Origin of the sequence: Pleomorphomonas sp. JP5 (assembly GCF_023721815.1) — a bacterium.
Lineage (GTDB): Bacteria > Pseudomonadota > Alphaproteobacteria > Rhizobiales > Pleomorphomonadaceae > Pleomorphomonas.
The window spans coordinates 330,546-348,648 of record NZ_JAMDLI010000022.1 but is presented as its reverse complement, the minus strand read 5'-3'; the positions used below and the strand labels follow the sequence as shown (position 1 = coordinate 348,648).

The window sequence follows — 18,103 nt, the reverse complement described above, 5'->3', positions numbered from 1 at the left end:
TAGGTCATGTCCCGAGACACCCTGCCGCTGACGGTACCCGACGTGTCGGCGCTCGCAAGAGTGCTCGGCCGCGAGCTCGCCCAGATCGAAGGCAAGCCCGGCCATGTTCAACTGCTCAATATGCTGGCGCGGGCCGGCGGCTATCGAAACTTCCAGCATTTTCGCTCGGCTTCAAAGGCCGGGGAACGCCTCGCCGAGCCGCGTCCGGCCCCAGAGCCGGTAGATCACGCTCTGGTCGAGCGCGTGGCCGGGCACTTCGACGATGAGGGGCAGTTCCTGCGCTGGCCCTCGCGCTACCGCCATCAGAGCCTTGCACTATGGGTGCTCTGGTCGCGCCTCAAGGCAGGAACCGTCTATAGCGAGTTCGACGTCAGCAAGATCATCCGCAACAACCACCGTTTCGGGGATCACGCCCTGATCCGCCGCGCCATGATCGACGCCGGTCTCCTCACTCGCACGCTCGACGGGCGAGAATATCGTCGCGTCGAGCGAAGACCACCCGGCGAGGCGCTGGCTCTGATCCACCGGATCTCAACCCACCCCTCTGCCTGATGGCATTCGTTTGACGGCGCTCCCTCAGCCCTTGCGCGCGGCGTGGAGCCGGTCGATCACCAGATCGAAGTAGCCGTCCGCATCGACTTCGGTCAGGACGAGCGCGTTCTTCGGCCGGCTCGTCACCGAATGCCAGTCGACGACGGTCATGCCGCGCGTCAGCTCGTCGCAGGAGATCTCGACGTTGACGAGGCGCCCCTTGAACAGATCCGGCTTCAGGAGATAGGCGGTAACGGTGGGGTCGTGCAGCGGCCCGCCGTCCATGCCCCAGGCTTTCTCGTCGAAGCGCTTGTTCCACTCGAGAAGGTGGTAGAAAGCCTCCATGTGCGGTCCGCCCTTGGCGCGCAGCTTGTCGAGGCGAGGCTTCTTGGTGAGCGCCGTATGGGTGCAGTCGAGGGGAATCATGACGATCGGCGCGCCGCACTCGAACACCTTCTTCGCCGCTTCCGGATCGACATAGATGTTGTACTCGGCGGCCGGCGTGACGTTGCCGCCCTCCGAGCGCGCGCCCCCCATCAGCACGATGCTCTCCAGACGCCCCGCAAGTCGCGGCTCCCTCGCCATGGCGAGCGCGATGTTGGTGAGCGGTGCGAGGCAACAGAGCGTCACCGTCTTCTCCGGCCGCGACATGACAAGCTCGACGATCTTGTCCGGCGCAAACCCTTCGGCGGCCGTCGCGACCGGCTCGGGAAGGTCATACCCCTCGAACCCGGTCTCGCCGTGCACGTACTCGGCCGTCTCCAGCGTGCGAACCATGGGGCCGGCGGCGCCGGCATAGACCGGTACATCACTCTCTCGTCCCACAAGCTCGAGCGCCTTCAGCGCGTTGCGGGTCGTGTGGTAGAGCGGCACGTTTCCGCCGACGGTGGTAATCGCCAGAAGTTCGAGTTCGTCTGGCGAGCCGAGCGCCATCAGAAAGGCGACGGCATCGTCGGGCGACGGATCGGTATCGATGATGATGGACTTGACCATGAAGGGCTCCGGGAACGCCTGTTGGCTCCCGGCAGCCTTATCCGTTCAATTACCTATAAGCAACGATGGAGTTCGCCCGACATGGCTGCTCAGTCGGAAACGAACAGCTTGCCGTTCGCGAGACCAAGAAGCGTTGCCAGCACCACCACCAGCACGAGGAGCGTGGCGATCGAGAGTTGCGCCCACAACAGCCAATCGGCAAACGGGAATGGGTAGGCGCGCACCAGGGTGAAGAACGCCACGGTGAAGGCCGCCGCCGGAAAGGTGTAGCTCCACCAGGACAGAGCAAGCGGCGCCTTAAGGAAGCGCGGCAGGATGGTGAGGAACACGATCGCCAGGAAGGCGGCGTAGCCGAACAGCGCAAGCGCCGGCCAGTCGACCTTTCCCTCCAGCGCCACGAGCGACAAGAAGGCGACCGAGGGTGGCGCCAGGAAGATCACGAGCGTCGGTTTCAGTTTTTCGGGAAAGGCCGGACCTGCGGCGATGCGCTGAAACAACAGCGGCTGCACCGTCAGCCAGAAGATCATGCCGATTCCGAACAGCAGCCACGAGGGCATGACAACGCCAAGTCGCACGCCAAACACCGGAGCCAGCAGCACGCCGACCAGCGGAATCAGCGTCGGGGGCATCAAGGACATGGGGTCGTGGCGGGGCGTCAGCATCAAACCGCGCACGGTCATGAGCGCCACCAGCAGGTGCAGAACCACCGCGACCGTCCAGGCCCAGAAAGCAGCACCGGGTTGGATCGGAATCAACATGGCCGAGACCATCATGAGGCCGATGGTGAAGGCGCCGGCAAAAGCGGCGCGCGCCGGGTGGGCGAGGTCGGCGAACAACGCTCGCGGATGGCGGATCTCGCGCCAGATGTGCAAAAGGGTGAGCAGCGCCCAGACCAGCGCAGCGACCGAAAGCAGCGCCTCTCCCGGAAAGGCTGGCGCGCCGAAATGGGCCGTTGCCTCGCGCCAGGCGAGTCCAAGACCGCCGATGCCCATCGGCGCGGAGAATAGGGGGAAAGGCAGGTGAGCGATGCGGCTGGGCCGCGTCGCCACGGCCGTGGGCTCCGCTTCGTCGCGGTCTTTTCTTGGAGCGGTTGCCATTTCGTCCTCCAGACGCGGATGAGAACTTCCGCGACATGCTCCTATTTTCCCACACGGAGGCTAAGGCTCCGTAAAGCCTAACAGGGCGATGTTGGCCTTAAGGTGCAGCCCAACGCCCTTGCCAAGCCACACGAACACCCCAGTATCAGGAGAGCGCCGGCAAGCGATCCGGTCGTTTCCTTCGAGGTGTTCCAATGCCCACCCTGCCCGTCATCACATTCCACGGTGCCGCTGAAACCGTCACCGGCTCCTGCCACATGGTCGAATCCGGCGGGCATCGCATATTGATCGACTGCGGCATGTTCCAGGGTTCCAAGACCGAGAAGGAACTCAACTACCGCGCCTTTCCATTTGATCCCCGCACCATCGACGCCCTGATTCTGACTCACGCTCACATCGACCATTCCGGACTCGTGCCCAAGCTCGTCAAAGACGGCTTCACAGGCCCGATCTTCGCATCGGCGCCGACCGTCGACCTTTGCAAGGTTATGCTGCCCGACTCCGCCCATATCCAGGAGATGGAGGTGGAGCAGCTCAATCGACGCAACAAGCGGCGCGGCCGAAAGGAAGTGACGCCGATCTACTCGCTGCTCGACGCCATGGAAGCGGTGAGACAGATGCAAGCGACACAGCTCGGCGAGTGGCGCGAGGCGGCTCCCGGATTTCGGTTCCGCCTGTGGAACGCCGGCCATCTGCTTGGTTCGGCGTCGGTCGAGCTGGAGACGGCTGGCGACGAGCGACCGATACGGATCCTGTTCTCGGGCGACCTCGGGCCAGACAACAAGCTCCTGCAGCCCAGCCCGGAGGCTCCGACGGATTGGGACCACGTGGTCATGGAATCGACCTATGGCGACACTGACCGGCAGGAGGTGACGGAAGCCCGTCGCCGCGCCGCGCTCAAGGCCGAGGTCAAGGCAGCAATCAATCCGGACGGCGTGCTGCTGATCCCCTCCTTCGCTGTCGAGCGCACGCAGGAGCTTCTGGCCGATCTGGTCCATCTGATCGAGACCGGCGAACTGCCACCCTGCCCCATCATCATCGACTCCCCGCTTGCCAACCGGGCGAGCCAGATCTTCCGCTCCTATGCCAGGAGCCTTGATCACGGCGGCCTTTTGCTTCGCGCCTTCTCCTCCCCTCATGTGCGGTTCACCGAAAGCGTCGAACAGTCGATGGCGCTCGATCAGATGCACGGCTTCCACATCGTCATCTCGGCGTCCGGCATGTGCGAGGCGGGCCGCATTCGGCACAGGCTCCGCAACTGGCTATGGCGGGAAGAAGCAACGGTGTTGCTGGTCGGATATCAGGCAACCGGCACGCTGGGCCGCCTGCTCTCCGACGGCGCTCCCGTGGTCCGCATGAAAGGCGAGCAGATCGAAGTCCGCGCCCGCATCCGCCAACTCGATCTCTACAGCGGTCACGCCGATGGGCCGGAGCTTGCTACCTGGCTCAAGAAGCGCCTTCCGATAGCGGGCACCGTGTTCATGGTACATGGCGAAGAAAAGGCGATCGGAGGCCTCAGAGCCCGGCTTGCCAACAGCCTGCCCTACGAGCGCCTTGTCGACCCGCGCCTGGATACGTCTTTCCGGATCGGCCACGGCGCGGCGGTGGAAATACTCGATACCGCCAGAAGGCCGCGTCTCGAACCGAAGCAGGCCGGGCACACCGACTGGCACAACGATCTTCAGAGACTTCTTCTCGACATCCAGGCCGAAGTCGGGAAGGGGGCGGACGAGAAGGCGCGCGCCAAGACCATCCGCCGGCTCAGGGACGCGTTGGCAGCCGAGTAAGGCAGGGAATTCCCCTCGTCCTCGCATCGAGATAGAAGAGACGGACGGCTGGCCGCCGGACCATGATCGGTCGGGCGGCTTCCGTAATGAAGGAACGCCCCTCGATGCCCATCAATGCCTCGATCACCCTCAGAAGCGACGGTTCGTCATCGGTCAACGGTGATCGCATTCGCCTGCTGGAGGCCGTTGCCCGCGAGGGAAGCATCTCGGCCGGAGCCAAAGCGGTCGGCATCACCTACAAGGCGGCCTGGGACTGGCTCGACGCGCTCGCCAACTTGTTCGGTCAGCCCATGCTGGAAACCCGCACCGGCGGCAAGGCCGGCGGCGGCGCAACGCTTACACCGGCCGGCGCAAAGGTGATCGAGGCCTATCGCCGCATGGAGGCGGAGATGGCCCGCGTGGTCCGCCTGATAGAGCCGGACCTCGACGGCAGCGGCATTTCCCCTCTCAACCTATTTTCGGGCTACTTCATGCGAACATCGGCGCGCAACGTGCTCCGCGGCACCATCGTCTCCATCGACTCCGACGCTCTCAATGCCGACGTCGCTGTCGCCGTTTCGGGCGAAACCACCATCCACGCCACCGTGACCGCAGGCAGCCTCAGGGACCTGGGGCTGGTCGTCGGTCGCGAGGCCATCGTTCTCATCAAGGCGCCCTTCGTGATGATCGCCCCGGGGACCGAGCCGCCAGCCGTCTCGGTCGCCAACCGCATCGCAGGCCGCATCGCCCGCATCGAGGTTGGTACCGTCAACGCCGAAGTCGTACTTGACGTCGGTGGCGGCAAGTCCATCGCCGCCTCAATCACCGCCCGATCGGCCCAGACATTGTCGCTGGAGGAAGGCTCCCCCGCCTTTGCCCTGTTCGACGCCGGGCACGTCATTGTCGCCATAGACTGAGCGTTCGCGATCGTAAGAAAGATCCATCGGCCGGCAGTTTCAGCCCCGGTGATTTGCCAATGTGAAAGGAACGCCTCCCACAGCGCTTTCCCATCTGGCGTCGGCATGGATTTGGCGCTAAAGCTTCGATTGAATCGATTCTAAAGCTTCGTCATTTCATCCGGTGATACGATGACCCAAGTCCGCCTGATCATGCTGATGTTCTTCCTGGAGCCGCTCGTCTTCGGCAACTGGCTGTCGCGTATCCCCGAAGTGCAGGCGGGCCTTGGCCTCAGCCCGGCTCAACTCGCGCTCGCCCTTCTGGGCATGCCGATCTCCAACTTGCTGATCTTGCCATTTGCCGGCCGGATCTGCGACGCCGTCGGCGCCCGAAACCTGCTGATTTCCGCCTTTGCCGGCATGCTGCTGATCCTGACCTTGCCGGGGCTGGCCTTCAACATTCCCTCGCTGTTCCTGATCCTCGCCTCCTGCGGCGCTCTTCTGGCGCTGGCGGAACTCGCGATGAACGTCGAGGCGGCCCGCATAGAACAAGAAGCCGGACGCCTCATCATGAGCACCTGCCACGGCTGCTGGAGCGTCGGCATCGGCGTCGGAAGTTTCGTCGGCGCCACGCTGGCCACCTTGGGATTGTCGGTCACCCAAGCACTGGTGCTGTCCGTGGTGGTCGTACTGCCGGTTGCCGTCTGGGTCGGTTTGAAGTTGCCCGCGGCGGAGCCGATCAAGCCGGCAGGGAGCGACGCGCCCGCGCCCTCGTTCTTCGCCATCCCCCCAAGAGCCCTGCTCCTGGTCTGCATCTTCAGCATAGGCTTCGCCGTCACCGAAGGCGCCATGGGCGATTGGTCGGGCATCTTCCTGCGCGACGAAGCGGGTACGCCGACCGCCATGCTGGGCTATGGCTATGCGGTTTTCGCGGCGTTGCTGTCGGCAGGCCGGTTCATGGGGGATACGTTGCGCCGGCGCCTCGGCATGGTCGCGATGGGTCGGCTTTTCGTGTCCATCGCCCTTGGCGGAGCCCTGCTGCTGTCCGTGGCCAGCAACTTCTGGGTAGGAGCCGTCGCTTTCGGCATGATCGGTCTTGGCATATCCACAGCCTTCCCGATGGCCGTGACGGCCGTCACTTCGATACCGGGAACGCCAGCCGGCAACGTCGCCATACTCTCGGCGATCTACGTTCTCGGCTTCCTGGCGGGTCCTCTGGTGATCGGCGGCCTGGCCGAATTCCTTGGAATCCGGATCGGCCTGATGTTTCTGATCCCCGTCCTGTTCGTCAGCCTGCTGCTCACCGGTTCGCTCCGCCCCGGAGACCGCAAGGCTCCGGAAGCGGCCGAACCGGCCAGCGCCTGAAGACGATCAGCCTGCCCGGTTGAGGATGGCGACGAAGAAGCCGTCCGTGCCGGTCAGCGCCGGTGTCAGACGCAGCATCGCCCCGTCTCTCCCTTCGATGTGGAGACAGGCGAGATCCGGCGCATCCGTGCCGGTCACCGTTGCGAAGGCGGCGGCCGCGTCTCCCAGGGCGAAATCCGGCGAACGAGCAAGGAAGGCGGAGATCTGTTCCTCGTTTTCCTCCGGCAGCACCGAACAGGTGATGTAGACGATGCGACCGCCGGCCCTCACCAGTTTGGCCGCGTTATCGAGTACCGCCGCCTGCTCCCTGAGCCGGATCTCAAGCGCTCCCGGCGCGAGACGCCATTTGGCGTCAGGCCGCCGCCGCCACGTGCCAGAGCCGGTGCACGGCGCGTCAACCAGCACGAGATCGCTCTTGCCGGCTAGGTCGACCAGCACATCCTGGTCGCGACGCGGTTCGCGAATCTGGATGTTGCGACTGCCCGAGCGATCGATTCGATCGAGAATGTCGCCGAAACGACGCTTGTCGCTGTCATAGGCGTAGATCTGGCCGTGGTTGCCGAGCGCTGCCGACAATGCCAGCGTCTTGCCGCCTGCCCCGGCGCAAAGGTCAACCACCTGCCGGCCGCCGCCCGCAGCGGCGACGAGCGCCGCCAACTGGCTGCCTTCGTCCTGAACCTCGAACCAGCCCTTCTTGTAGGCAAGATCGGAAGAGACGTGGCCGGGCCGAAGATCGCCATCGACGGCCGGAATACGGATGCCGACGGGGGACCAGCGGCAAGGCTCGGCCTTGAGATGGGTGAGCCCAGCGAGCACTTTCTCACGATCGCTCTTGAGCGTGTTGACGCGAAGGTCGACGTCGGCGCGCCCGGCCAACGCCTCACCTTCCTCGACCACGCGATCACCGAATGCGCGCGCCAGCGAACCGGCCAGCCATTCCGGATAATCACCCTTCACCCAGTCCGGCGCATCAGCGGGAACGGCCCCCTCGGCAAGCGAGCTGCGCTCGTCGTCGGTAAGCGGCGGCGGAGCGAACTTGTCTTCGGCAAACAACGTGTCGAGCGAGGGCACACTACGCCCCCAAAGACGCACCGCGGCGGCGAGAGCCAGGGCACGCGGACTGTCGGAGCCCATGATGGCGGCCAGCGATGCCTTGCGGCGCAACACGTCGAACACCAGATTGCCGATGGCGCTGCGATCCTTGGATCCAGCGAAACGGTGCCTGAGCCCCCAGTCCTTGAGCGCATCCTGAACCGGACGCCGTGTGCGCTCGACATCCTCCAGCACCTCGATCGCCGCCGCGATCCTGCCGCCGTCTCTCATTTCGATATCCCTCGGTTGCCCGTCTAGTCTCGTCGCCGACATATGAATGAGACGGCCGCCGGGGGCAAGCCCGGCGGCCGCAGGTCAATACTGCAAAACTTGCTCTCGAAGCCGACGGCTCAGGCGGAGCCGGGGTAGTTCGGGCTCTCGCGTGTGATGGTCACGTCATGGGCGTGGCTCTCGCGCATGCCGGCCGAGGAGATACGCACGAACCGGCTGTTCTCCTGAAGATCTGGGATGGTCTTGGCGCCGACGTAACCCATTGCGGCCCGAATGCCACCCACCAACTGGTGGACGACCGAACCGAGCGGCCCCTTGTAGGGCACCTGCCCCTCGATCCCCTCGGGCACCAGCTTCAACTGGTCGCGCACTTCCGCCTGGAAGTAGCGATCGGCGGATCCGCGCGACATGGCACCCACCGAGCCCATGCCCCGGTAGCTCTTGTAGCTGCGGCCCTGATAGAGATAGACCTCGCCGGGGCTCTCGTCGGTACCAGCCAGTAGCGAACCGATCATGCAGGCCGTGGCGCCCGCCGCCAGCGCCTTCGCGCAATCGCCGGAGAAGCGGATGCCACCGTCGGCGATCACCGGCACGCCGGCCTCCTGAGCGGCCGAGACCCCCTCCATGATGGCCGTAAGCTGCGGCACGCCTACACCGGCGACGATACGCGTGGTGCAGATCGAGCCGGGACCGATACCCACCTTGACCGCGTCGGCGCCAGCGTCGATCAGCGCCTTGGCGCCGTCGGCGGTCGCCACGTTGCCGGCGATCACCTGCACATGGTTGGACAGCTTCTTCACCTTGGTGACGGCCTTCAAAACATACTCGGAATGGCCGTGGGCAGTGTCGACCACCAGCACGTCGACGCCGGCATCGATCAGCGCCTGCGAGCGCTCATGCCCCTTGTCGCCGACGGTAGTGGCCGCGGCGACGCGCAGACGCCCCTGATCGTCCTTCGCTGCGTTCGGGTTCAGGCGAGCCTTCTCGATGTCCTTGACGGTGATCAGGCCGACGCACTGATAGGCGGAATCCACGACCAGCAGCTTCTCGATACGGTGCTGGTGAAGCAGGCGCTTGGCCTCGTCGTGGCTGACGCCCTCGCGCACCGTGACGAGGTTTTCCCGCGTCATCAGTTCATAGACACGCTGGTTGGGGTCGGAGGCAAAGCGAACGTCGCGGTTGGTCAGGATGCCGACCAGGCGCCCGTGGGTACGACCGCCGTCTCCAGCGTTCTCCACCACGGGAATGCCGGAGATGTTGTGACCTTTCATGAGGTCGAGCGCGTCCTTCAGTGTCGCCTCGGGGCCGATGACCACCGGGTTGACGACCATGCCGCTCTCGAACTTCTTGACCTGCCGGACATGCTCGGCCTGGGTCTCGACGTCGAGATTGCGGTGAATGACGCCGATGCCGCCGGCCTGCGCCATGGCGATGGCCAGCCGCGCCTCCGTTACCGTATCCATGGCCGACGACAAGAGCGGAATGTTCAGCTCGATGGTGCGGGTCAGACGGGTGCGAACGTCCGTGTCGGCCGGGAGGACCTCGGAGTGCCCCGGCATCAACAGGACGTCGTCGAATGTCAGCGCGTGATCGCCACCGGCGGAGGGAACGAAGAATGAGGCCATGACCAACTCCTTGGGCTCGCAGGCGACGAAATGAAAATACGCCTGTCCGGAATCGCGTTTCGCGACTCGGAGCAAGCACTCATCACCGAATGAAGTTGGCGGTGGTCTCTACCACGGACGCGGCATTTGGCAAAGGCAAAAGCGCGACTTTGGTATACTTACGCGAAAGCGCGGACGGATAGCCGCGCCGCATGACTCAATGCACGAAGTGAAATGCACCCGACGAGAGCCACCGGATTCACCACATCAGCGTCCGGAATCAGATCCTCAGATCAACGCTTTTTATATTAATTTTTTCAATTACTTCGAAGACCTTTTGAATGTTTTCCTCGACGAAAAGACGTGGATGTTCGACCGGTTCCTCGATGTGCTCGTAGGTCCAGGTCAGATCGTGCGGGATATGCATGGCATAGGCTCCGGCCTCGAGAGCCGGCAAGATGTCGGAGCGCAAGGAGTTGCCGACCATCAATCCTTTGTTCGCCCCGTCGCCACGGGCCGCGAACACGCGAGCATAGGTCGAAGCGGATTTGTCGGAAACGATTTCCACGGCGTTGAACAGATCGGCGAGGCCGGACGCCGTGAGCTTGCGCTCCTGGTCGAACAGATCGCCTTTGGTGATGAGAACAAGCGGATAGTGATCCGCCAGCGCCTCCAGAGTCTCGCGCACTCCCGGCAGCAGTTCCACAGGGTGGTTGAGCATCTCGCGCCCCATGGTCAGGACGCGAGCTATTATCCCGGGATCCAGCCGGCCGTCGCTGATTTCAAGAGCCGTCTCCATCATAGACAGCACGAACCCCTTGATGCCGAAACCATAGATCGGGATGTTGCGCTTCTCGACCGCGAACAGTCGGCTCGATAGCGCCGAACGATCCCCGAAATCGGCAAGCAGTTCGAGAAAGCGCTCCTCGGTCTGGCGAAAGAACTGTTCGTTCTGCCAAAGCGTATCGTCGGCATCGAAGCCAAGTGTGGTGACCGTCGCCTGAACCATGTAACGCTTCTCCTTGAAACGCGGAGGTTGCCGTCGCCCGGAGCTGCCATTAAGCAAGCCCGCACGAGCCCCTCTCGAAAGGACCAGACATGCCGATCCGCGCCGTGCTGTTCGACAAGGACGGCACCCTTCTCGATTACCACCGGACCTGGGGGCCCATCAATCTTGCCGCTGCCGACATTGCGGCGGCCGGTGACGAACTCCTTGCCGGCCGCCTTCTCGCATTGGGCGGCATGGACAGGACGAGCATGATCACCCGTACCGGCAGCCTGCTCGCGGCGGCCCACACCGTCGAGATCGCCGCTGCTTGGGTGGAAGCTGGAAGCCCCCTGCCTCTCGACGACCTCGCCGATCGGCTCGACGCGCTGTTCACCGCCTCGGCAACCCGTTCGGTCCCGATCGGCAATCTCGAAGCTTGTTTTTCGGCGCTCCGGACCTTGGGCCTGACGCTCGGCATCGCCTCCTCGGACAACGAGGCATCCATCCGCCTGATGTTGGATCACCTCGGTCTCGCCCATCACATCTCCTTCGTCGCTGGCTATGACAGCGGCCACGGCGTGAAGCCGGGTCCCGGCATGGCCCTCGCCTTTGCCGAGGCGCTCGGCCTGAAGTCATCGGAGATCGCCGTCGTCGGCGACAATAGCCATGACATCGACATGGGACGCAGCGCCGGCGCCGGCCTCGTCATCGGCGTTCTGAGTGGAACTGGGGATGCAGCGACGCTCGAACCGATTGCCGACGCCTGTCTCGCGGATATTGGCGCGCTCCCGGCCTTCCTCGCCTCCCATAGCGCAAACTGACACGGCGGCATCACCGCGAGTTTGGCGTTGACTCCGCCGCCCCACCGCGCGAAGTCTCGCGCCGCCCTTCCCGCACAGCTAAGGAGTCTCCGCCATGCAGCCCGGACGCGACATTTCCGTCCTGATCGACATCATGGCCCGGCTGCGCGATCCAAAGGGAGGTTGCGCCTGGGATCTCGAGCAGACCTTCGAGACCATAGCGCCCTACACCATCGAAGAAGCCTACGAGGTCGCCGAGGCGATTGCCCGTGGCGACCGGCACGACATCTGCGACGAGTTGGGAGATCTCCTGTTGCAGGTGGTGTTCCACGCCCGCATAGCCGAAGAGGAAGGCGCCTTCGCCTTCCCCGACGTGGTGGAGGCAGTCACGCGCAAGATGATCCGCCGCCATCCGCACGTGTTCGGACCGGAGGAGGCGCGCACGCCGCACCTCGTCAAGGGGTTGTGGGAGAAGATCAAGGCCGAGGAAAAGGCCGAGAGGGCGGCACGCCATGGCGGCGAAATGCCGAAGAGCCTGCTTGATGCCGTATCGGTGGCCATGCCGCCGATGCAGAGGGCGGTCAAGCTGCAGCACAAGGCCGGGACGGTCGGCTTCGACTGGAACGACCCGCGCGCGGTTCTAGCGAAAATTCGCGAGGAACTCGACGAACTGGAAGCCGAAATGGATCGGGCCGACAAGGAGGTGCGCAAGAAAGCCGACGTGCGCGCTTCAATCGAGTCTGAACTCGGCGACGTTCTGTTTGCCCTCGCCAACCTTGGCCGCCATCTCGACATCGATCCGGAAGCGGCCGTACGAGCGACCAACGAGAAATTCAGGAAGCGCTTCTCATATATAGAGCGAAAGCTGGAGGAAGCCGGACGACGGCCCGAAAACGCCACGCTCGATGAGATGGAAGCTCTCTGGCAAGAAGCCAAAACCGCGGATTGACCGGTTCTGCGGTGACCGAAAAAAGAGAAACCCGGCACGGTGGCCGGGTTTCACAGACCTCTCGGGGCCGGACCGTCGTCGAGCCTGCGGCTCGTGGTCCGGGGTAGCTGGCGAGCGATCCCTATGACGGGATCGATGTGACGGCGCTCAGAAGCCGGCATTGCGGAACATCCCACGATCGACGGCGCGCTGGCGATACTCGAGGTCGATACGGTCGGTAGCCTCGTTAAGGTAGGCAAGCTCGCGTTCGGCGGCAGTGGCGGGGCGAAGGGCGCGGGCGGCCTTGCGCAGATGAGTGAACATTGTTTCTTCCTTTCGATCCACGAACCGCCGGTTTTTCTTCAGGACCCAGCGATCCGTTCCTCTGTCCTGACAGTCATGAAGATAATACATTCTGTTCTTTGGACCAGATCGAATGTTGCATGACGCGCATGCGTCCTGCGAATTGGTCTCAACAGATTTTCTTTTGCAGGGTTTCAGAGAAACTTCATTTCACTTCACCCCCGGCGGAACATCTTAACGAGCGATTAACGCACCACCGCACCTACGCCGAGCTCTGGGAGAAAGAGTGGTGACCGGGAAAAACAGCTACCGCCGAAACGACAAAAAGCGCCCGGGCAATCAAGCCTAGCGGGCGCTCGTCGTCAGGTCAGGAGCTTTGCAACGAAGGATCCAGGCCCTGGGGTTTGCCCGACCATCCTCCGTCGGCCTTACGCCAGCACCAAATTGTGCCAACGCTTTGTTATTTCGAAACAGTCTCTTAGATCAGAGACCGAGGTTCCGGTTACGGCGGAACAGACCGCGATCGACTTCGCGCTGGCGAAGCTCGAGATCGATGCGATCGCCAGCCTCATTGAGGTATGCCGCTTCGCGCGCTGAGGCGGTGACGGAACGGAAAGCCTTCTTCAGGTTGGCAAACATAGCTGCATCCTTTCTGGGGTGCCGCCGGGATCATCATTGCTCCGGCGTTCCTTTCTTGCTCTTGCAAGACACAACATAGCTATTTCTGCTGATCGTACCAGCGCGGATACCGCAACGCCGCCATGCGCCTGACGAAACCCGACATGAAGAATAACTATAGTTCGTCTTCAGATAAACTTGCGGGGCATCAAGCAACGACTGCCGGCCCGGATACGACAAAGCGCTCCGACCTTTCGGCCCCGGAGCGCTTGGCATGTCGCATCTGTGTTGCATCCGCCCCATTCGGAACGGGCAACCTTCCATCAGAGACCGTAGGGACCGCGCCGGAACAGACCGCGATCGATCTCGCGCTGGCGGTACTCAAGCTCAATACGGTCGCCAGCGGCGCTAAGGTACTGCAGCTCACGTTCCTCGGTCGAGGGAACACGAAAGGCGCGGGCAACCTTCTTTAGCGGACCAAACATGGCTTTCACTTCTCTCAACGATACGGACCGGCGAGGGAATATGGCTGCCCCGGAACGGTTCAGCTCCCATCGCCTTGCCCACTTATATAGACTTTCGTCGTAGAGGAGCTAGAAGCGGCCGCGCAAGCCAGCCATGCAGGGACCGGAAAACACGACACAATTTCTTCACGGTCGATTCAGGCAAGTTGAACGCGCCACAAAAGTCCGGACTCATCCGCGACTTTCCGTAACGTCACGGCGCCCTCCTCAGTCGGAAGCGCCAACCACCGCGTCGTTCTCGATCACCATGCCGTCGAAAGACGGAACGACACCAGCCGGAAGCTCGGAAGCCAGCGTGCGATAATCCAGGTCGTGGTGCATATGGGTAAGGACGGTCAGCTTGGCCCCGACGCGGCGACCAGCCTCAATCGCCTGATCCACCGAGAAGTGACTGACATGAGGCTTGTAGCGAAGCGCATCGACGACAAACACCGTCGCACCTTCGATCAGCGGCCAGCTCTCCTCGGGGATGGCGCTGACATCGGAAGAGTAGGCAAGCGAGCCAAAGCGATAGCCGATGCTGACGATATCGCCGTGCGTCTGAGTGTAGGGCGTGATCCCGATCACGCCGCCCCGGCCCTCAATGGAGAAGGCCACGCCGGCCTCGACCCGATGCTCGGCTACGATGGGCGGATAGCCGGACCCCAGGGGCGTTTCGAAACAGTAGCCGAAGGCGTCCTTCAGCCGTGCCGCGGTCGCCTCGTCGGCGTAGACGGGCACGCGATGACCGCTGTTGTGAAAGAACTGCCTGAGCTCGTCGATGCCGTGAATATGGTCGGCATGGGAGTGGGTGTAGAGCACCGCATCGGCCTCGCCGACCCCCGCCCGCAAGACCTGTTGGCGGAAGTCCGGGCCAGTATCGACAATAACGCGGGTAACGCCGCCGCCCTCACCGAACCGCTCGACCATCAGAGACGACCTGAGACGGCGATTGCGCGGCTCGTTGGGATCGCAGGCGCCCCAGTCGTTACCGATGCGCGGCACGCCGGGCGACGCGCCGCAGCCAAGAATGGTAAAGCGCATGCGTCCGGTCATCACGCGAACACCTCGCGCGGCACCTTGGCGAACAGCCGGGCGAAGTTGGCCGTCGTCGTCTCTGCCATCTCTGCCGGGGGAACGCCCTTGACCTCGGCAAGAACCTTGGCCGTGTGCGCCACATAGGCGGGCTCGTTGCGCTTGCCGCGCCACGGCAATGGCGCCAGATAGGGCGCATCGGTCTCGACCAGCAAACGGTCGGCGGGCACGTCACGGGCGATAGCCCTGAGCTCGTCGGATCGCTTGAACGTCAGGATGCCGGAAAAGGAAATGAAGGCGCCGAGCGCCACCGACCGTTCCATCAACTCGCGGCCGGATGAGAAACAGTGAAGCAGGATCGGAAAGGCGCCCTTCCCTGTTTCCTCCTCCAAAATGGCGATCATGTCGTCATCGGCATCGCGCGAATGGATGCAGAGCGGCAGGCCGGTGATCCGGGCCGCGGCGATATGCCGACGAAAGACCTCGGCCTGTACGTCCCGAGGCGAGGAATCATAGAAGTAGTCGAGTCCCGCCTCACCGATACCGATCACCTTGGGGTGGGAGGCCAGTGACACCAGCTCTTCGACGCCGACGTCCGCTTCTTTCTCGGCTTCGTGCGGATGGGTTCCCACCGTGCAGTAGACCTGACGATGGGCCTCCGCGATTGCCCGGACCTTGTCGAAGTCGCGGACACGCGTACCGATGGTCACCATGACATGCACGTCGGCCGCCGCGGCACGGGCAAGAAGTGCATCCGCCTCACCGGCGAAATCGGAAAAATCGAGATGGCAGTGGCTGTCGACGATCATTGGAGCTGAACGCAATAGAACAAGGGATTGTTCCGACATAGCCGCTCGCACCGGCGCTGTCGAGCAGCGGCGAGTGTCGGGCTGATCCGCGCTACGCGCCGGTCGTCACAAAACTCTCACGCCGCACGACTAAGAAAGCTCTGGTTGCGACATCCATTCCGTCGAGCAACCATGAATTTTGTCGGTAGCATTTGAAAGAAGCCGGCGGCTTTTGCCTGCCACATTATCGGACGCCTTCGGGCGTCCGTTTTTTTGCCGCCGTCAGGGTCTGCACCAGAAACGTCGGCAATTTTCGGGCGGATGGGCACTCCCCTCGGCATCCGCCCATCCGAAAAGTCTGCAACTTTCGGGCGGCTGGGTACTCCCCTCGGCATCCGCCCATCCGAAAAGTCTGCAACTTTTCGGGCGGATGCCCTAACATCCTCCAATGCGTCCCGATCTCCTCAATCCGCTGTTCCAGCCACTCACGTCGCTCCCCGGTGTCGGGCCACGTACCGCGCCCAAGCTTGAGAAGCTTGTCGGCCCGGGCGGCGAAACCGCGCGCGACGCCGTGGTGCTGGACCTGCTCTTCCACATTCCGACTGGGCTCATCGACCGCAGCCACGAGGCGTTGATCGAATCGGCGCCTGAGGGCGCGATCGTCACGTTGCGCGTCCATGTCGACCGCCATCGGCCGACGCCGCCGCAGTCGCGAGCGCCCTACCGCATCTCGGTCTACGACGACAGCGGCGAGCTTGCCATCACCTATTTCCGCGCCGACAAGGGGTGGCTCGAGAAGCTCTATCCCCTGGGCGAGACGGTGCTCGTTTCCGGTCGCGTCGAGCGCTTCAACGGCGTGCTCCAGATGAGCCATCCCGACCACGTGGTGCTGGAAGCCGAAGCCGACAAACTGCCGCGTTTCGAACCTGTCTACCCGATGACGGAGGGCGTCAGCGGCCGCTTGATCGCTCGCCTTGCCGACGCAGCGCTTTCGCGACTTCCGCCGCTACCCGAATGGCTCGATGACGCCCATCTTCGCCGCGAGGGCTGGCCGACCTTTGCCGAGGCTCTGAGATACCTTCACAAGCCGGAGGAACCAGAGACAACCGACGAGCCGAGCCCGGCACTGACGCGCCTCGCCTATGACGAACTGCTCGCCAACCAGTTGGCTCTCGCCTTGGTGCGCCGACAGCTCAAGGGCGTGGCGAGCCGACCGCGCCTGCCGACAGGCGATATCGCCAACCGCCTCCGCGTCGCCCTGCCCTTTCGCCTGACGGCCTCCCAGGAAGCGGCCATAGCCGACGCGGTTGCCGACCTCTCCTCGCCCTCGCGCATGGTGCGCCTCATCCAGGGCGACGTCGGTTCGGGAAAGACCATGGTGGCTCTTTTCGCCGCGGCGGCCGCCGTGGAGGCCGGCGGTCAGGTGGCAGTGATGGCGCCGACCGAGCTGCTGGCTCGCCAGCATGCGCGCTCCATGTCGAACCTGGCCGAAGCGGCCGGCCTGCGGCTCGCGCTCTTGACCGGCGCCGACAAGGCGAAAGGCCGCCGCGAAACGCTGGAACGGATCGCATCCGGAGAGGTGGACATCGTCGTAGGTACCCATGCGCTGTTCCAGACGGCGGTCGAGTTCCGCAGTCTGACGCTGGCGATCGTCGACGAGCAGCACCGCTTCGGCGTCCACCAGCGGCTGGCACTGTCGGCCAAGGGGCCGACGACCGACCTGCTCGTCATGACGGCAACACCGATCCCACGCACGCTGATGCTCGCCTATTTCGGCGACATGGACGTCTCCCGTCTCACGGAGAAGCCGGCCGGCCGCAAACCGATTGCCACCGTCACGGTACCGCAGGAGCGGATCGGCGAGATCGTCGGGCGCATAGGCTCCGCCATTCGCCAGGAAGGCGCCAAGGTCTACTGGGTCTGCCCTCTGGTCGAGGAAAGCGAAAGCATCGACCTTGCCGCCGCCGAGGAGCGCTACGCCGACCTCCGCCAGCACTTCGGCGAGGACGTGGCCCTCGTCCACGGTCGCATGAAGGCGGCCGAGAAGGACGTCGCCATGGCGCGCTTCAAGGACGGCGGGGCGCATATCCTGGTGGCGACAACCGTCATCGAGGTCGGTGTCGACGTGCCGGACGCGACCATCATCGTCATCGAGCACGCCGAGCGCTTCGGCCTTGCCCAACTGCACCAGTTGCGGGGCCGGGTCGGGCGCGGCGACAAGTCTTCGTCCTGCGTGCTTCTCTACAAGGGGCCGCTCGGTGAAACGGCCAAGGCGCGATTGAAGGTAATGCGTGACACCGAAGACGGCTTCCGCATCGCCGAGGAGGACCTGAAGCTACGAGGCGGTGGCGAGTTGCTCGGCACCCGGCAAAGCGGCTTGCCCGGCTTCCGATTCGTACGCGCCGAGCATCACAGCGCGCTGATGGAAACCGCCCGCGACGACGCCGCCCTGCTCCTTGCCCGCGATGCGGGTTTGGAGGGGCCACGTGGGGAAGCCCTTCGGCTATTGCTCTATCTGTTCGGGCGAGATGAAGCGGTGCGGCTGATCCGTGCCGGTTGAAGACA

17 protein-coding genes are annotated in these 18,103 nt (G+C 63.8%); 7 read left to right on the top strand and 10 right to left on the bottom strand.

What is annotated here, in order from left to right; translation table 11 throughout:
* Positions 1-6: 6 nt before the first annotated feature.
* Positions 7-552 (top strand): DUF2087 domain-containing protein, encoded by a 546-nt coding sequence (locus tag M4J40_RS20960; RefSeq protein WP_251756357.1) that lies wholly within the window; start codon positions 7-9, stop codon positions 550-552.
* A gap of 24 nt (positions 553-576) precedes the next feature.
* Here M4J40_RS20960 and M4J40_RS20955 read toward each other — a convergent pair whose 3' ends face one another.
* Positions 577-1,524: a nucleoside hydrolase gene (locus M4J40_RS20955; RefSeq protein ID WP_251756356.1), complete on the bottom strand. Its 948-nt coding sequence runs from the start codon at positions 1,522-1,524 to the stop codon at positions 577-579.
* 89 nt (positions 1,525-1,613) lie between these two features.
* The gene (locus tag M4J40_RS20950; RefSeq protein ID WP_251756355.1) at positions 1,614-2,621 is read right to left on the bottom strand and encodes an SLAC1 anion channel family protein; all 1,008 of its coding nucleotides are present in this window, start codon (positions 2,619-2,621) and stop codon (positions 1,614-1,616) included.
* 194 nt (positions 2,622-2,815) lie between these two features.
* Between M4J40_RS20950 and M4J40_RS20945 the strand changes: the two genes are divergently transcribed.
* From M4J40_RS20945 to M4J40_RS20935, 3 genes are all read left to right on the top strand, one after another.
* Positions 2,816-4,408, top strand: coding sequence for an MBL fold metallo-hydrolase (locus M4J40_RS20945; protein WP_251756354.1), 1,593 nt, complete (start codon positions 2,816-2,818; stop codon positions 4,406-4,408).
* 104 nt (positions 4,409-4,512) lie between these two features.
* Entirely contained in the window at positions 4,513-5,304 is a 792-nt protein-coding gene (locus M4J40_RS20940; RefSeq protein WP_251756353.1) for a TOBE domain-containing protein, read from the top strand.
* Positions 5,305-5,475: 171 nt separating this feature from the next.
* On the top strand, positions 5,476-6,648 hold the full coding sequence (locus tag M4J40_RS20935; RefSeq protein ID WP_251756352.1) for an MFS transporter: 1,173 nt from the start codon (positions 5,476-5,478) through the stop codon (positions 6,646-6,648).
* A 6-nt stretch (positions 6,649-6,654) separates the two neighbouring features.
* Here M4J40_RS20935 and M4J40_RS20930 read toward each other — a convergent pair whose 3' ends face one another.
* The 3 genes from M4J40_RS20930 to M4J40_RS20920 form a co-directional block, all read right to left on the bottom strand.
* On the bottom strand, positions 6,655-7,971 hold the full coding sequence (locus tag M4J40_RS20930; protein ID WP_251756351.1) for an RsmB/NOP family class I SAM-dependent RNA methyltransferase: 1,317 nt from the start codon (positions 7,969-7,971) through the stop codon (positions 6,655-6,657).
* A gap of 119 nt (positions 7,972-8,090) precedes the next feature.
* Positions 8,091-9,596, bottom strand: coding sequence for an IMP dehydrogenase (gene guaB, locus M4J40_RS20925; RefSeq protein ID WP_251756350.1), 1,506 nt, complete (start codon positions 9,594-9,596; stop codon positions 8,091-8,093).
* Positions 9,597-9,855: 259 nt separating this feature from the next.
* On the bottom strand, positions 9,856-10,584 hold the full coding sequence (locus M4J40_RS20920) for an HAD family hydrolase (RefSeq protein WP_251756349.1): 729 nt from the start codon (positions 10,582-10,584) through the stop codon (positions 9,856-9,858).
* Positions 10,585-10,673: 89 nt separating this feature from the next.
* Here M4J40_RS20920 and M4J40_RS20915 point away from each other — a divergent pair, with 89 nt between their 5' ends.
* Both M4J40_RS20915 and mazG read left to right on the top strand, forming a co-directional pair.
* Positions 10,674-11,384 carry an HAD family hydrolase gene (locus M4J40_RS20915; RefSeq protein ID WP_251756348.1) on the top strand — a complete coding sequence of 237 codons (711 nt, stop codon included), beginning with the start codon at positions 10,674-10,676 and terminating at the stop codon, positions 11,382-11,384.
* A 94-nt stretch (positions 11,385-11,478) separates the two neighbouring features.
* On the top strand, positions 11,479-12,312 hold the full coding sequence (gene mazG, locus M4J40_RS20910) for a nucleoside triphosphate pyrophosphohydrolase (RefSeq protein ID WP_251756347.1): 834 nt from the start codon (positions 11,479-11,481) through the stop codon (positions 12,310-12,312).
* 147 nt (positions 12,313-12,459) lie between these two features.
* Here the strand turns inward: mazG and M4J40_RS20905 are convergent, their stop codons facing one another.
* From M4J40_RS20905 to M4J40_RS20885, 5 genes are all read right to left on the bottom strand, one after another.
* A complete protein-coding gene (locus tag M4J40_RS20905; protein ID WP_251726468.1) occupies positions 12,460-12,615 on the bottom strand; it encodes a DUF3563 family protein in 156 nt (51 codons plus the stop codon).
* Positions 12,616-13,077: 462 nt separating this feature from the next.
* The gene (locus M4J40_RS20900; RefSeq protein ID WP_251756346.1) at positions 13,078-13,233 is read right to left on the bottom strand and encodes a DUF3563 family protein; all 156 of its coding nucleotides are present in this window, start codon (positions 13,231-13,233) and stop codon (positions 13,078-13,080) included.
* Positions 13,234-13,535: 302 nt separating this feature from the next.
* Positions 13,536-13,697, bottom strand: coding sequence for a DUF3563 domain-containing protein (locus tag M4J40_RS20895; protein WP_251756345.1), 162 nt, complete (start codon positions 13,695-13,697; stop codon positions 13,536-13,538).
* Positions 13,698-13,943: 246 nt separating this feature from the next.
* Positions 13,944-14,771 (bottom strand): MBL fold metallo-hydrolase, encoded by an 828-nt coding sequence (locus M4J40_RS20890; protein ID WP_251756344.1) that lies wholly within the window; start codon positions 14,769-14,771, stop codon positions 13,944-13,946.
* Positions 14,771-15,559 carry a TatD family hydrolase gene (locus M4J40_RS20885; RefSeq protein WP_251756343.1) on the bottom strand — a complete coding sequence of 263 codons (789 nt, stop codon included), beginning with the start codon at positions 15,557-15,559 and terminating at the stop codon, positions 14,771-14,773. Before M4J40_RS20885 ends, M4J40_RS20890 begins: the two co-directional genes overlap by 1 nt.
* 427 nt (positions 15,560-15,986) lie before the next feature.
* On the opposite strand from M4J40_RS20885, the gene recG reads away from it, so the two are divergent.
* A complete protein-coding gene (gene recG / locus M4J40_RS20880) occupies positions 15,987-18,098 on the top strand; it encodes an ATP-dependent DNA helicase RecG (protein ID WP_251756342.1) in 2,112 nt (703 codons plus the stop codon).
* Positions 18,099-18,103: the final 5 nt, after the last annotated feature.

Coding starts and splice junctions, on each gene's coding strand:
- M4J40_RS20960 (WP_251756357.1), top strand. CDS start 7: ATGTCCCGAGACACCCTGCCGCTGACGGTACCCGACGTGTCGGCGCTC.
- M4J40_RS20955 (WP_251756356.1), bottom strand. CDS start 1,524: ATGGTCAAGTCCATCATCATCGATACCGATCCGTCGCCCGACGATGCC.
- M4J40_RS20950 (WP_251756355.1), bottom strand. CDS start 2,621: ATGGCAACCGCTCCAAGAAAAGACCGCGACGAAGCGGAGCCCACGGCC.
- M4J40_RS20945 (WP_251756354.1), top strand. CDS start 2,816: ATGCCCACCCTGCCCGTCATCACATTCCACGGTGCCGCTGAAACCGTC.
- M4J40_RS20940 (WP_251756353.1), top strand. CDS start 4,513: ATGCCCATCAATGCCTCGATCACCCTCAGAAGCGACGGTTCGTCATCG.
- M4J40_RS20935 (WP_251756352.1), top strand. CDS start 5,476: ATGACCCAAGTCCGCCTGATCATGCTGATGTTCTTCCTGGAGCCGCTC.
- M4J40_RS20930 (WP_251756351.1), bottom strand. CDS start 7,971: ATGAGAGACGGCGGCAGGATCGCGGCGGCGATCGAGGTGCTGGAGGAT.
- guaB (WP_251756350.1), bottom strand. CDS start 9,596: ATGGCCTCATTCTTCGTTCCCTCCGCCGGTGGCGATCACGCGCTGACA.
- M4J40_RS20920 (WP_251756349.1), bottom strand. CDS start 10,584: ATGGTTCAGGCGACGGTCACCACACTTGGCTTCGATGCCGACGATACG.
- M4J40_RS20915 (WP_251756348.1), top strand. CDS start 10,674: ATGCCGATCCGCGCCGTGCTGTTCGACAAGGACGGCACCCTTCTCGAT.
- mazG (WP_251756347.1), top strand. CDS start 11,479: ATGCAGCCCGGACGCGACATTTCCGTCCTGATCGACATCATGGCCCGG.
- M4J40_RS20905 (WP_251726468.1), bottom strand. CDS start 12,615: ATGTTCACTCATCTGCGCAAGGCCGCCCGCGCCCTTCGCCCCGCCACT.
- M4J40_RS20900 (WP_251756346.1), bottom strand. CDS start 13,233: ATGTTTGCCAACCTGAAGAAGGCTTTCCGTTCCGTCACCGCCTCAGCG.
- M4J40_RS20895 (WP_251756345.1), bottom strand. CDS start 13,697: ATGTTTGGTCCGCTAAAGAAGGTTGCCCGCGCCTTTCGTGTTCCCTCG.
- M4J40_RS20890 (WP_251756344.1), bottom strand. CDS start 14,771: ATGACCGGACGCATGCGCTTTACCATTCTTGGCTGCGGCGCGTCGCCC.
- M4J40_RS20885 (WP_251756343.1), bottom strand. CDS start 15,559: ATGATCGTCGACAGCCACTGCCATCTCGATTTTTCCGATTTCGCCGGT.
- recG (WP_251756342.1), top strand. CDS start 15,987: ATGCGTCCCGATCTCCTCAATCCGCTGTTCCAGCCACTCACGTCGCTC.